This is a genomic window from Microbacterium festucae (genome assembly GCF_025421715.1).
Classification (GTDB): domain Bacteria; phylum Actinomycetota; class Actinomycetes; order Actinomycetales; family Microbacteriaceae; genus Microbacterium; species Microbacterium festucae.
The window spans coordinates 551,866-565,394 of sequence record NZ_JAOEFC010000002.1; the positions used below are offsets into that span (position 1 = coordinate 551,866).

Annotated in this window: 13 protein-coding genes; 2 read left to right on the top strand and 11 right to left on the bottom strand. The window is 71.4% G+C overall.

The window, feature by feature from the left end:
- Positions 1-19: 19 nt before the first annotated feature.
- On the bottom strand, positions 20-1,573 hold the full coding sequence (locus N3K63_RS08760) for an MFS transporter (protein WP_261579767.1): 1,554 nt from the start codon (positions 1,571-1,573) through the stop codon (positions 20-22).
- 62 nt (positions 1,574-1,635) lie between these two features.
- Between N3K63_RS08760 and N3K63_RS08765 the strand changes: the two genes are divergently transcribed.
- Positions 1,636-2,235, top strand: coding sequence for a TetR/AcrR family transcriptional regulator (locus tag N3K63_RS08765; protein WP_315943085.1), 600 nt, complete (start codon positions 1,636-1,638; stop codon positions 2,233-2,235).
- Here N3K63_RS08765 and serA read toward each other — a convergent pair.
- The 10 genes from serA to N3K63_RS08815 form a co-directional block, all read right to left on the bottom strand.
- Positions 2,211-3,815: a phosphoglycerate dehydrogenase gene (gene serA, locus N3K63_RS08770; RefSeq protein ID WP_261579768.1), complete on the bottom strand. Its 1,605-nt coding sequence runs from the start codon at positions 3,813-3,815 to the stop codon at positions 2,211-2,213. The genes N3K63_RS08765 and serA overlap by 25 nt on opposite strands.
- 147 nt (positions 3,816-3,962) lie before the next feature.
- The gene (locus tag N3K63_RS08775; RefSeq protein ID WP_261579769.1) at positions 3,963-4,334 is read right to left on the bottom strand and encodes a bacitracin resistance protein; all 372 of its coding nucleotides are present in this window, start codon (positions 4,332-4,334) and stop codon (positions 3,963-3,965) included.
- Positions 4,331-4,843, bottom strand: coding sequence for a DNA polymerase III subunit gamma/tau (locus N3K63_RS08780; protein WP_261579770.1), 513 nt, complete (start codon positions 4,841-4,843; stop codon positions 4,331-4,333). The genes N3K63_RS08775 and N3K63_RS08780 overlap by 4 nt, the downstream gene beginning before the upstream one ends.
- Positions 4,844-4,923: 80 nt before the next feature.
- The gene (locus N3K63_RS08785; RefSeq protein ID WP_261579771.1) at positions 4,924-5,637 is read right to left on the bottom strand and encodes a copper homeostasis protein CutC; all 714 of its coding nucleotides are present in this window, start codon (positions 5,635-5,637) and stop codon (positions 4,924-4,926) included.
- Positions 5,638-5,814: 177 nt separating this feature from the next.
- On the bottom strand, positions 5,815-6,840 hold the full coding sequence (ilvC, locus tag N3K63_RS08790; RefSeq protein WP_261579772.1) for a ketol-acid reductoisomerase: 1,026 nt from the start codon (positions 6,838-6,840) through the stop codon (positions 5,815-5,817).
- A gap of 47 nt (positions 6,841-6,887) precedes the next feature.
- On the bottom strand, positions 6,888-7,397 hold the full coding sequence (gene ilvN / locus N3K63_RS08795; RefSeq protein WP_261579773.1) for an acetolactate synthase small subunit: 510 nt from the start codon (positions 7,395-7,397) through the stop codon (positions 6,888-6,890).
- 1 nt (position 7,398) lies between these two features.
- The gene (locus tag N3K63_RS08800; protein ID WP_261579774.1) at positions 7,399-9,207 is read right to left on the bottom strand and encodes an acetolactate synthase large subunit; all 1,809 of its coding nucleotides are present in this window, start codon (positions 9,205-9,207) and stop codon (positions 7,399-7,401) included.
- Positions 9,208-9,245: 38 nt separating this feature from the next.
- On the bottom strand, positions 9,246-10,952 hold the full coding sequence (ilvD, locus tag N3K63_RS08805) for a dihydroxy-acid dehydratase (protein WP_261579775.1): 1,707 nt from the start codon (positions 10,950-10,952) through the stop codon (positions 9,246-9,248).
- A gap of 9 nt (positions 10,953-10,961) precedes the next feature.
- Positions 10,962-11,720 carry a trehalose-phosphatase gene (otsB, locus tag N3K63_RS08810; protein ID WP_261579776.1) on the bottom strand — a complete coding sequence of 253 codons (759 nt, stop codon included), beginning with the start codon at positions 11,718-11,720 and terminating at the stop codon, positions 10,962-10,964.
- Positions 11,717-13,123 carry an alpha,alpha-trehalose-phosphate synthase (UDP-forming) gene (locus N3K63_RS08815; RefSeq protein WP_261579777.1) on the bottom strand — a complete coding sequence of 469 codons (1,407 nt, stop codon included), beginning with the start codon at positions 13,121-13,123 and terminating at the stop codon, positions 11,717-11,719. The genes otsB and N3K63_RS08815 overlap by 4 nt, the downstream gene beginning before the upstream one ends.
- 92 nt (positions 13,124-13,215) lie before the next feature.
- Between N3K63_RS08815 and N3K63_RS08820 the strand changes: the two genes are divergently transcribed.
- Positions 13,216-13,473: a hypothetical protein gene (locus N3K63_RS08820; protein ID WP_261579778.1), complete on the top strand. Its 258-nt coding sequence runs from the start codon at positions 13,216-13,218 to the stop codon at positions 13,471-13,473.
- The last annotated feature ends 56 nt before the right edge of the window (positions 13,474-13,529 follow it).

Here is a 13,529-nt window from a genome sequence, read left to right on the forward strand (position 1 = left end):
TCAGCTGAGGGGGCGCCGCTCAGTGCACAGGCGGCGCGGTGCGGGAGGCTTCCCGCGTTCCTCTCAGCGTAGTGGCCGCGATGACCGCTGCCACGGCGACCAGGGCCGCGCCGATGAGGGCCGTGACCACCACACCCGAGTCGAACGCGTGGGCGGCGGCGGTGCGCAGCGCCTCCGCGGTGGCGGGGGCCAGCGTGTCGGCCACCGTCATCGCGCCGGCCAGCGTCTCGCGGGCGGCGGCGGCCGCCGCATCCGGGATGCCGGCGGGCATGACCAGTCCGCTGCGGTAGGCGGCGGCGAGGATGCCGCCCAGCACGGCCGTGCCCAGCACGGCACCCAGTTCGTAGGCGGTCTCGGACACCGCGCTGGCAGCCCCCGCCTTCGCCGGCGGCGCCGTGGCCAGCACGAGCTCGTTCGAGACGGTCTCGGCGGCGCCGATGCCGACGCCCAGCAGCGTGAAGGCGGCCACCAGCAGCGGCACCGAGTCGACGGCCAGCGGCACGAGCAGGTAGGCGGCGACCGACAGGGTGAGGGCCACCGGCACGACCACGCGCGGCGAGACGCGGCGCGAGATCGGCACCACGAGCAGCCCGGCGACGATCATCGCCGCCATGCCGGGGACGAGCGCCAGCCCCGCCGTCATGGGGGTGAGCCCCACGATCAGCTGCAGGTGCTGGGCGACGAAGTAGAGGAAGCCCACGAGCGCGATGACGCTCAGCAGGTTCACCAGCAGGGCGCCGGTGAAGGCGCCGCGCGAGAACAGGCGCATGTCGAGCATGGGCGACGACGAGGCCAGCTGCCGGCGCACGAAGACGACGCCGAAGCCCAGCCCAGCCACGGCGAGCACGACGGGGATCGCCCCGAACCCGTGCACCGCGACCTCCTTGATCGCGTAGACGATCGGCAGCATGGTCAGCATCGACAGCACGATGCTGAGCGGGTCGATGCGGCCCGGGTGCGGGTCGCGGCTCTCGGGAACGAGGAACGGCGCGAGCACGAGCAGCGGAATGAGCACCGGCACCGACAGCAGGAACACCGAGCCCCAGGCGAAGTGCTCGAGCAGCAGGCCGCCGACGATGGGGCCGAGGGCGGCACCGGCCGAGAACATCGACGCCCAGACGGCGATCGCCAGGCGCCGCTGGTCGCGGTCGGTGAAGATCGAGCGCAGCAGCGACAGGGTGGAGGGCATGAGCATCGCGCCGAACACGCCCATGGCCGCGCGGGCCGCGATCAGGGCCGCGGCGGTGGGGGCGAAGGCGGCGAGCACCGACACGGCGGCGAAGCCGGTGGCGCCGATCAGCAGCATCCGCCGCCGGCCGAACCGGTCGCCGAGGGTGCCCATGGTCACCAGCAGCCCCGCGAGCACGAGCGGGTAGGCGTCGATGATCCACAGCTGCTCGATGCTGGTGGGCTGCAGGTCGCGGGCGATGTCGGGCAGCGCGAAGCTCAGCACCGTGTTGTCCACCGAGACCAGCAGCACGGGCAGCATCAGCACGATCAGGGCCGCCCAGCCGCGGGCGCCCACGCGCCGGCCGGCCTTCTCGGCGATTCGCAGCTCTTCTGTCAATGTCATTTCTTCACCGTCCAGCCGGTATAGTAACACGGAACAGCCCCGCGATCCGAAGGATGCCCACCATGAGTCGACCGCCGCGTGCCCGTGACCTCGTGCTCGACGCCTTCGAATCGCTCATGCTCGCCGACGGCGGGCGGGCCACCCTGGATGCCACCGCTCACGCCGCAGGCGTGTCCAAGGGCGGCCTCCTCTACCACTTCCCCAGCAAGGAGGCCCTCGAAGCCGGGTTGGTCGACCGGCTCGAGGCGCTGGTCACCGACGACATCACGCGCATCGAGAGCGCCCCCGAGGGCCCGGTGGCCTACTTCCTGCAGTCATCGGTCATGGACGACGACCCCCTCGACCGCGCGATCGTCGCCGTGTCGCGCCTGGCCCAGGCCGGCAACGCCGCCGCCGGCGCGGCGCTGCGCACCATGCGCACGCGGTGGGAGGACGTGCTGCGTCCGCACGTGCGCGATCAGGCGGCGCTGGACCTCGTGATCCTCGTGAGCGACGGGCTCTACTTCAACAACGCGCTCAGCCTGCACGACGCGCTCGGGGTCGCCGAGGCGACGGCCGCCGTCCCCCGCGGGGCGGCGCTGGACGCGCTCATCGCGCTGGTCGTGCGCACCGCGGCCCTCCCGGCCGTGGACGACGATCAGGCCTCGGTGAGCTCGATCTGACGGAAGAGGTCGCCGGCGACGGCATCCCGCATCTGCTCGAGGATCTCGTCGGGAACCGGCGACGAGACGGTGAGCACCGAGAGGGCGCGGCCGCTCGCGTCGGGACGGGCCACCTGCAGGCTCTCGATGTTGATGCCGGCGGCGCCGAGCTTCTGACCGTAGATCGCCACGATGCCGGGGCGGTCGGCGTAGCGCATCACGACGTGGTGGCGCTCGATCGGCACCTCGAGCTCGTACCCGTTGATCCCGACGACCTTGGGGATCATGCGGGTGCCCGCCAGCGTGCCGGCGACCGTGAGCTCGCTGCCGTCGGCCAGCGTGCCGCGCAGGATCGTGATGTTGCGGTACAGCGGGCTCTCGGCCTCGACGATCAGGCGGGTCTCGATGCCGCGCTGCTCGGCGAACAGGGGCGCGTTGACGTAGGAGACCTTCTCGCTGACGATGTTGGTGAAGATGCCCTTGAGGGCGGCCAGCTTGTAGACGCTGACGTCGTACTCGGCCAGCTCGCCGCGCACCTCGATGTCGAGGCTCGTCAGCGCACTGGCGGCCAGGCCCGTGAAGATCTGGCCCAGCTGCTCGACGAGCGCGATGCCGGGGCGCACGAACGGGTCGATGATGCCGCCGGCGACGTTGACCGCGTCGGGCACGAGGTCGCCCTCGAGAGCGAGCTTGACCGACTTGGCGACCGAGACGCCCGCCTTCTCCTGCGCCTCTTCGGTCGACGCGCCCAGGTGCGGGGTGACCACGACGTTGGGCAGGGCCAGCAGCGGGAACGCGGTGCCGTCGGGGCGCGGGGGCTCGGAGGTGAAGACATCGAGGCCGGCGCCGGCGATCTCGCCGGTGGTCAGCGCGGTGTACAGCGCCTCCTCGTCGATGAGGCCGCCGCGGGCGACGTTGACGACGTAGGCCGTGGGCTTCATGATCGCGAACTGCTCGGTGCCGATCATGCCGGTCGTCTCGGCGGTCTTGGGCATGTGGATCGTGACGAAGTCGCTGGTGCGCAGCAGCTCGTCGAGCGAGAGCAGCTGCACGCCGAGCTGCTGGGCCCGCGCGGGGGTGACGTAGGGGTCGTAGGCGACCACCGAGACGCCGAAGGCCTGCAGGCGGGCGGCGATGAGGGCGCCGATGCGGCCGAGGCCGATGATGCCGACGGTCTTCTCGAACAGTTCCGCACCGGTGAACGAGCTGCGCTTCCACGCGCCCGCGGCCAGCGACGCGTGCGCGGCGGGGATGTGGCGGGCGAGACTCAGGATGTGGCCGACGGTCAGCTCGGCGGCCGAGATGATGTTGGAGGTCGGGGCGTTGACGACCATGACGCCGGCGGTGGTGGCCGCCTTGATGTCGACGTTGTCGAGGCCCACGCCGGCACGGGCGATCACCTTCAGGCTCGGGGCCGCGGCGATCGCCTCGGCATCCATCTTCGTCGCCGAGCGGATGAGCACCGCGTCGACGTCGGCGAGGGCCGGCAGCAGCTGCGCACGGTCGGCGCCGTCGACGTGGCGCACCTCGAAGTCGGGACCGAGCGCATCGATCGTGGCGGGAGAGAGTTCTTCGGCGATGAGGACGACGGGCTTGGACACGGCAGAACCTTCGTGTTGGTGCACAGGGGTGAGATCCACAGAGTGGGGCCACGCCGCACGACGTCGGGGCGGGTGCAGCCAGCCTACCGGGCCGGGCCGCCGGCCTCGAACCGTGTGACGTCGTGTGCGGGCAGCCGCCCGCGGGGCTCAGCCGCCCAGCAGCGAGGCGCCCGCGACGACCGAGTAGGCGAGCACGTCGAGCCAGAAGACGGCCACGACGCCCAGCCCGGCCAGCAGCAGCAGGGCGAACCGCCCGGGCGAGCGCTTCCACCCCAGCGCGAACGCGGCGCCGAACACGATCACCGGCAGCACGGCGGCGAACAGCAGCACGCCCCACCCCAGCGCGTTGAGGCCGAGGGCCCCGGATGCCTGGGTGATGAGGAACGCGATGGCGTTCCACACCGCGTACGCGTAGAGCAGGCCCAGCGTTCCGGCGATGGTGACCACGGCCCACACCGGTGTGCGCGGGGTGGCGGGCGTGCGGGGCGTGACGGGGGCGCCGGGCGTGAGGGAGCTCATGCGACGACCCCGATCATCAGCAGCGGCCACGGCACGAGCAGCAGCGCCCCGCCGATCAGCCAGGCGAAGCGCACCCACGTCGCCGACGTGCGGGTGAGCAGGAACACGGTGACGAACCAGAGCGCCGGTGCGGCCACGGCGAACCAGTGGAACGGCGCGAACGCGGCGTCGGCCACGAGGAAGCGCGCGACGCCCTGCAGCCGCAGGCCGCCGAGGATCCAGCCGAGCGTGTAGAGCAGGTACACGCCGCCGAGCACGCCCACGCCGATGAGCGCCGCGTTGCTCAGCTGCGCCTCGTCGTCGCCCTCGTCGGGCGCGGCGGCCACGTCTGCCGCCGCGGCCGTGGCGTCGGGTGCGGGCGCCGCCGCCGGGGCGTCACCCAGGGCCTGGCTCCCCTTGCCGGCGGCCGTGAAGCCGGCGGGCAGCCCGGGGGCCGGTGCGCCGGTGTCGAGGGTGGGATCGTCGTCGCCGCCCCAGCTCAACGCGTCGTCGTCGCGGTCTTTGTGCACCCGGCCAGCCTATCCGCCACCCCGTCGCACCCCGCGCCCCGCGTCCCGCAGCCAGGGGTCCGGCGGGGGTCCGGCGGGGCTCAGGCGGCGGCGGCCACGGCCGCGGCGACGATCGCCGCGCTCGTCACGTCGTGGCCCTCGGCGCCGCCGCCGGGGCCCGAGGGGATGCCTTCGCCGGCGCGCGCCCGGGCCGACAGGTGCACGGCGGGCACGCCGGCCGCCCGGAGCGCCGGGATGTCACCGGGCCGCACCCCGCCGCCGGCCTGGATCTCCAGGGCTCCGCCGGCACGGGCGACGAAGGCGCGCAGGGCGGGGATGCCGTCGGCCGAGCGGGCCGCACCCCCCGAGGTGAGCACGCGGTCGACGCCGGCCGTCACGAGAGCGTCGAGCACCGCGACGGGGTCGGCGGCGGCGTCGATGGCGCGGTGGAAGGTGAGCGTGGCGGTGCCGGCGGCATCCCGCCAGCGGCGCACCGCATCGGCATCGAGCAGGCCGTCGGCGGTGAGGGCTCCGACCACCACTCCCCCGACGCCGCGGGTCACGCACGCCGCGATGTCGGCGGTGACGACGGCGACCTCGTCGGCGTCGTAGACGAACCCGCCGCCCCGCGGCCGCACGAGCACGTTGACCGTGCGCGGGTCGACGGCGGCCAGCACCGACTCCAGCAGGCCCAGCGACGGGGTGAGACCCCCGACGTCCAGCGCCTGGCACAGCTCGAGGCGGGTGGCCCCGGCCCCCAGCGCGACGGCCGCTCCCGCGGCATCCTGCACGGCGATCTCCACGACGATGCTCACCGCGCCAGCATAGGACGCCGAAGCGCGCCGGCCCCGCGCGTGTGCCGGGAGAATCGGGCGCACGAGAAGGAGCCCGACCCCTTGTGGGGGCCGGGCTCCGCGTGGCTCATGAAAGCCGTCCCCGGCGGATCGCCGGGAGTCTCGATGGGCGCCGTGGGCGCCGCGGGAGACCGGGGGTCAGCGCGCGGCCGAGCCCTCGGTGTAGTCGGCGTCCTGCTGCTTCCAGGCGAACAGGGCGCGCAGGTCGCGGCCGACCTCTTCGATCGGGTGCTGGGCCGCCTTCTCGCGCAGGGCGAGGAACTCGGTGGCGCCGCCGTCCTGGTCGTCGATGAAGCGCTTGGCGAAGGCACCCGACTGGATGTCGCCGAGAACGGCCTGCATGTTCTCCTTGACGCGCTCGTCGATGACGCGGGGGCCCGACACGTAGTCGCCGTACTCCGCCGTGTCGGAGACCGACCAGCGCTGCTTGGCGATGCCGCCCTCCCACATGAGGTCGACGATGAGCTTGAGCTCGTGGAGCACCTCGAAGTAGGCGATCTGCGGCTGGTAGCCCGCCTCGGTCAGGGTCTCGAAGCCGTACTGCACGAGCTGCGACACACCGCCGCAGAGCACGGCCTGCTCGCCGAACAGGTCGGTCTCGGTCTCTTCGGTGAACGTGGTCTTGATGACGCCGGCGCGGGTGCCGCCGATGGCCTTCGCGTAGGCGAGGGCGACGTCCCAGGCCTGACCCGACGCGTCGCTCTCGACGGCGATGATGTCGGGGATGCCGCGACCGGCGACGAACTCGCGACGCACGGTGTGGCCGGGGGCCTTGGGGGCGACGAGGATGATGTCCACGCCCTCGGGGGCCTCGATGTAGCCGAAGCGGATGTTGAAGCCGTGCGCGAAGGCGAGGGTCTTGCCCGCGGTCAGGTTCGGCTTGATGTGGTCGTTGTAGATGCCGCGCTGGTGCTGGTCGGGCGCGAGGATCATGATGAGGTCGGCCCACGCGGTGGCGTCGGCGACGGTCTTGACCTCGAAGCCCTCGTCGGTGGCCTTCTGGGCCGACTTCGAGCCGTCCTTGAGCGCGATGACGACCTCGACACCCGAGTCGCGCAGGTTGAGCGCGTGGGCGTGGCCCTGCGAGCCGTAGCCGACGATGGCGACCTTCTTGCCCTGGATGAGCGACAGGTCGGCGTCGGAGTCGTAGAAGATCTCGGCCATGGTGTGTGTTTCTCCTTGATTCTTTCGGTCTGTGAGGTGTGGGGTGGTCAGCCGCGCAGGACGCGCTCGGTGATGGACTTGCCGCCGCGGCCGATGGCGAGCAGCCCCGACTGGGCGAGCTCTTTGATGCCGAACGGTTCGAGGGCGCGCAGGATCGCGTCGATCTTGCCGCGATCACCGGTGACCTCCACCACGAGGGCGTCGGTGGCGTAGTCGACGATCGAGGCGCGGAAGAGGTTGACGACCTCGATCACGTTCGATCGCGTCTGGTTGTCGGCGCGCACCTTGATGAGGATGTGCTCGCGCTGCACGGATGCCGCGGGCTCGAGCTCGACGATCTTGATGACGTTGATCAGCTTGTTCAGCTGCTTGGTCACCTGCTCCAGCGGCAGGTCTTCGACGTCGACGACCACGGTGATGCGGGACAGGCCCGGCACCTCGGTGACGCCCACGGCGAGCGACTCGATGTTGAAGCCACGGCGGGCGAACAGGCCCGCGACGCGGGTCAGCAGACCGGGCTTGTTCTCCACGAGGAGGCTCAGCACATGACGGCTCATCTCAGTCCTCCTCCACATCGAACGCCGGCGCGTGATCGCGTGCGTACTGCACGTAGCTGTTGCTGACGCCCTGCGGCACCATCGGCCACACCATCGCGTCGGCGCTCACGACGAAGTCGATCACGACGGGGCGGTCGTTGGTCTCCAGCGCCGTCTTGATCGCGGCATCCACGTCCTCTTCCTTCTCGACGCGGATCGCGAGGCAGCCGTAGGCCTCGGCGAGCTTGACGAAGTCGGGGATGCGGATCGAGTCGTGACCGGTGTTGAGGTCGGTGTTGGAGTACCGGCCGTCGTAGAACAGCGTCTGCCACTGGCGCACCATGCCGAGGCTCGAGTTGTTGATGATGGCGACCTTGATCGGGATGTTGTTGATCGCGCAGGTGGCCAGCTCCTGGTTGGTCATCTGGAAGCAGCCGTCGCCGTCGATGGCCCACACGACGCGGTCGGGCTGGCCGACCTTCGCGCCCATGGCCGCCGGCACGGCGTAGCCCATCGTGCCCGCGCCGCCCGAGTTGAGCCAGGCGTTGGGGCGCTCGTACTTGATGAACTGCGCCGCCCACATCTGGTGCTGGCCGACGCCGGCGGCGTAGACGCCCTCGGGCCCGGTCAGCTCGCCGATGCGGGAGATGACGTACTGCGGGGCCAGCAGGCCGTCGCTGGGCTGCGAGTAGCCGAGCGGGAACTCGGTGCGCAGGCCGTCGAGGAACGACCACCACTCGGTGGTGTCGGCCGGCTCCCCCGCGGTGCGGTAGGCCGCGTCGAGGTCGACGAGCACCTCGCGCAGGTCGCCCACGATCGGCACGTCGGCGGTGCGGATCTTCGAGATCTCGGCGGGGTCGATGTCGACGTGCACCACCTGCGCCTTCGGGGCGAACAGCGCCGCCTTGCCGGTGACGCGGTCGTCGAAGCGGGCGCCGAGGGCGACGATGAGGTCGGCCTCCTGCAGGGCGAGCACGGCGGGCACGGTGCCGTGCATGCCGGGCATGCCCAGGTGCTGCGGGTGCGAGTCGGGGAACGCGCCGCGCGCCATCAGCGTCGTGACCACGGGCGCGCCGGTGGTCTCTGCCAGCACGGCGAGCTCGTCGGAGGCGTGGGCGCGGATGATGCCGCCGCCGACGTAGAGCACCGGCTTCTTGGCCGCGGCCAGCAGCTGGGCCGCGGCCTGGATCTGCTTGCCGTGCGCCTTGGTCACCGGGCGGTAGCCGGGAAGGTCGATCTTGGGCGGCCACACGAAGGGCACCTCGGCCTGCTGCGCGTCCTTGGTGATGTCCACCAGCACCGGGCCGGGACGGCCGGTCGAGGCCACTTCGAACGCCGCGGCGATCGCGCCGGGGATCTCGCTGGCGTCCTTCACGAGGAAGGAGTGCTTGGTGATCGGCATCGTGATGCCGACGATGTCGGCCTCCTGGAAGGCGTCGGTTCCCATCAGGGTCGAGAACACCTGCCCCGTGATGCAGACGATCGGCACCGAGTCCATGTAGGCGTCGGCGATGGCCGTCACGAGGTTGGTGGCGCCGGGGCCGCTGGTGGCGATGGCCACACCGGTGCGGCCGGATGCCGAGGCGTAGCCCTCGGCGGCGTGCCCGGCGCCCTGCTCATGGCGCACCAGGATGTGCCGCAGCTCGGTGGAGTCCATGAGCGGGTCGTAGACGGGCAGGATCGCACCGCCCGGCAGACCGAACACGTCGGTGACGCCGAGCAGCTCGAGCGAGCGGACGACGGCCTGTGCTCCCGTCAGGACGGGAGCGGATGCCGAAGCGGCACCGCGGGCCGGTGGACGCGGCAGAGCCGCAGAGATGTCGGACGACATAGGTTGACCTCGCAGGTGATCTGACAGTGTCGGGGGCCTCACCCCGTGGTCGCGCCCTCCGCAGCGGAGCGCACGAGCTTGGAGTACTTGGCCAGGACGCCACGGGTATAGCGCGGGGGAAGGGGCTCCCAGCCGGAGCGGCGGGAGCTCAGCTCAGCCTCGTCGACGAGTAGGTCGAGAGTGCGAGCCGCGATATCGACCCGTATCAGATCACCATCGCGCACGAAGGCGATGGGACCAGCGTCCACCGCTTCGGGTGCTATGTGGCCGATGCACAGGCCGGTTGTGCCGCCTGAGAATCGTCCGTCCGTCAAGAGTAGTACATCTTTTCCGAGCCCCGCGCCCTTGATGGCGGCCGTGATCGCGAGCATCTCGCGCATGCCGGGGCCGCCCTTGGGGCCCTCGTAGCGGATGACCACGACGCTGCCCGCCTCGATGTCGCCCTCGGCGAGGGCGTCGATGGCGGCGCGCTCGCGCTCGAACACACGGGCGGGGCCCTCGAAGACGGCGGCGTCGAAGCCGGCCGTCTTCACGACCGCGCCCTCGGGGGCGAGCGAGCCGTGCAGGATCGTCAGGCCGCCGGTGGCGTGGATGGGGTTGTCGAAGGTGTGGATGACCGTGCCGTCGATGGGGTCGGGGTTGAGCTCTTCGAGGTTCTCGGCGAGCGTCTTGCCGGTGACCGTCAGCGCGTCGCCGTGCAGCAGCCCCTCGTCGAGCATCGCCTTCATGATCACCGGGATGCCGCCGTGGCGGTCGACGTCGTTCATGACGTACTTGCCGAACGGCTTCATGTCGGCCACGTGGGGCACCTTGTCGCCGATGCGGTTGAAGTCCTTGAGGCTCAGCTCGAGCTCGGCCTCGCGGGCGATCGCCAGCAGGTGCAGCACGACGTTGGTCGAGCCGCCGAGGGCCATCGCCAGGGCGATGGCGTTCTCGAACGCCTGCGGGGTGAGGATGTCGCGGGTCGTGATGCCCTGACGCAGGAGGTTGACGACGGCCTCGCCGGAGCGGTGCGCGAAGTAGTCGCGGCGGCGGTCGGCCGACGGCGGGGCGGCCGAGCCCGGCAGCGACAGGCCGAGCGCCTCGGCGACCGAGGCCATCGTGTTGGCGGTGTACATGCCGCCGCAGGCGCCCTCGCCCGGGGCGATGGCGCACTCGATGCGCTTGAGGTCCTCTTCGCTCATCTTGCCCGCGAGGCACGCGCCGACGGCCTCGAACGAGTCGATGATCGTGACATCCTTCTCGGTGCCGTCGCTGAGCTTGACCCAGCCCGGCGCGATCGAGCCGGCGTAGAGGAACACGCTCGACAGGTCGAGGCGGGCCGAGGCCATGAGCATGCCGGGGATCGACTTGTCGCAGCCGGCCAGCAGCACGGTGCCGTCGAGGCGCTCGGCCATGACGACGGTCTCGACGGAGTCGGCGATGACCTCGCGGCTCACGAGCGAGAAGTGCATGCCCTCGTGCCCCATGGAGATGCCGTCCGAGACCGAGATGGTGCCGAACTGCAGCGGGTAGCCGCCGCCGGCGTGCACGCCCTCCTTCGCGCCCTGCGCGAGCCGGTCGAGGCTCAGGTTGCAGGGCGTGATCTCGTTCCAGCTCGACGCGATGCCGATCTGGGGCTTGTCCCAGTCCTCGTCACCCATGCCCACGGCGCGGAGCATGCCGCGTGACGTGGTGGCTTCGATGCCGTCGGTGACCGCGCGACTGCGGGGCTTGATGTCGATGGTTTCGTCGGACTCAGGCATTCTCGAAGTCTATTGCCGCGCGGCGACCCGCTCGTGCGCCAGGTCGACGAGGACCGAGGCCAAACCTTGGATGTCATCGACACGCATCGACGCCGCCGAGGCCCCTGCGCCCACCCGGATGCCGAGGTCGTCCGCCCCGAGGCTGGCCAGCGCGTCCTCGTCGGTGACGTCGTCGCCGGCGAAGACCACGGCGGTGGCGCCGGTGAGCGCGCGCAGGTGGGCGACGGCGTCGTCTTTGCCGGCCGCGCGTGCGGAGTACTCGGTGAGGTCGTGCCCGCGCCGCCGCCGCCACCGCGGGGCGCGCTTGGTCACGAGTGCGGCGATCGCTTCGTGGGCGCGGGCGCCGTCGGCATCCGATGCCAGCCGGGTGTGCACGGCGAAGCCGAACGGCTTCGTCTCGACCCAGACCCCGTCCAGCCCGGCGACGGCCGCCGTGGCGGCATCCGACAGCGCGCGCACCTCGTCGGCGTCGATCGGCTGGTCGTCGGCGGCGGCGGGGTGGAACTCGGCGCCGTGGGAGCCGGCCAGCAGGATGCCGGACGCCTCGTCGTACTCGGAGATCACCCGCAGGTCGGCGAGGCTGCGCCCCGACACGAAGGCGACGTGCGTGTCGGGCGCGGCCCGCAGTGCGGTGACGGCAGCCCGTGCCTGCGCGGTCATGCGCGCCGACATCGGCTCGTCCACGAGCGGGGCCAGGGTGCCGTCGAAGTCGAGGGCGACCAGCAGCACCTCGGTGGCCGCCACCCGGGCCAGGGCGCCCGCGCTCACTGCTGCGTCTCCGCCCGCGCCGCGGCGAGGGCGTCGATGAACGAAGCCGACCAGGCCTGCACGTCGTTGTCGCGCACCTTGCGGCGCAGCGCCCGCATGCGGCGGCTCTGTTCGGCGGGGCTCATCTCGATGGCGCGGACGATGGCGTCCTTCATGCCGTCGATGTCATGCGGATTGATCTGCACCGCGGTGGTGAGCTCGTCGGCGGCGCCGGCGAACTCGCTCAGCAGCAGCACGCCGCGATTGTCGACGCGGCTGGCGACGTACTCCTTGGCCACGAGGTTCATGCCGTCGCGCAGGGCGGTGACGAGCATGACGTCGGCGGCCAGGTAGAGGGCCACCATCTCTTCGCGGGGGAACGCCTGGTGCAGGTAGCGGATGGCGGTGTGACCCATGGTGTCGTAGTCGCCGTTGATGCGCCCGACGGTGAGCTCGATCTCGTCGCGGAGGTGCTGATAGGCGTCGACGCGTTCGCGGCTGGGACTTGCCACCTGCACGAGCGTCACGTCTTCGACGGCCACCCGGCCGTCTTCGAGCAGCTCGCCGAACGCCTTCATGCGGTGGCGGATGCCCTTGGTGTAGTCGAGCCGGTCGACGCCGAACAGGATCGTCTTGGGGTTGCCGAGACTCTCGCGGATCTCGGCGGCGCGTGCCCGGATGTCGTCGCGCTGGGCCAGCTCCTCGTACATCTCGGCGTCGATCGAGATGGGGAAGGCGCGGGCGATCGCGGTGCGCGAGCCGCCGTCGGGAGCGGGCACCGTGATGCCGCTCGACTTCGTCGGGTAGCGCAGCTGCCGCCGCACGGCGCGGGCGAAGTTGCTCGCGTCGGCCACCCGCTGGAAGCCGATCACGTCGGCGCCGAGCAGCCCCTCGAGCACCTGCTTGCGCCACGGCAGCTGCGAGTAGAGCCCGTATGCCGGGAACGGGATGTGATGGAAGTAGCCGATGGTCAGGTCGGGGCGGCGCTCCCGCAGCATCCGCGGCACGAGCTGCAGCTGGTAGTCCTGCACCCACACGGTGGCGCCTTCGGCGGCGACGTCGGCGGCCGCGGCGGCGAACCGCTCGTTCACCTTGACGTAGGCATCCCACCAGACGCGCCGGTAGCGCGGCTCGGCGATCACGTCGTGGTAGAGCGGCCAGAAGGTGTCGTTCGACATGCCCTCGTAGTAGTTGGCGACCTCGTCTTCGCTCAGGGCGATGGGGACGAGATGGATGCCGTCGGCGTCGAACGGCTCGAGTTCGAGGTCGGCCTGACCGGGCCAGCCGACCCACGCGCCGTCGGCCCGCTGCATGACGGGCTCGAGCGCCGCCACCAGTCCGCCGGGCGACGGGCGCCACTCGTTCTCGCCCACCCGGTCGACCGGAAGTCGATTGGCCACCACGACGAAGTCTGCTCTGCTCACACGCGCATCCGATCACTGTTCCGTTGGCTCCAGGCTATCGGGCGGGCTGCGTCGCACTCGCCCGGCGGGCGGGGCTCGGGTAGCGTGGCGCCATGCGCAAGTACTTCTTCGGAACCGGCATCATCGGCGCGGTCACCAGCGGCGCGACCCTGCTGCGGGCCCTGCGCAACAGCGACGAGCCGTTCACCTGGCGCACGGCACTGGCCTGGCTGAGCTGGGGCATCTCGTTCGCCCTGGCCATCGGCGCCATCGTCGACACCCGCCGCGCCTCGCGCGGTCGTCTCATCGCCTCCGACTCGAAGATCTCCGGCAAGGAGACCGAGCTGCTCGCGCGCCGCGTGCGTCGCTGACGCTCGCCGCCGCGAGGCAGATGAAACATACCCACGTTATATAACGGTGGTATGTT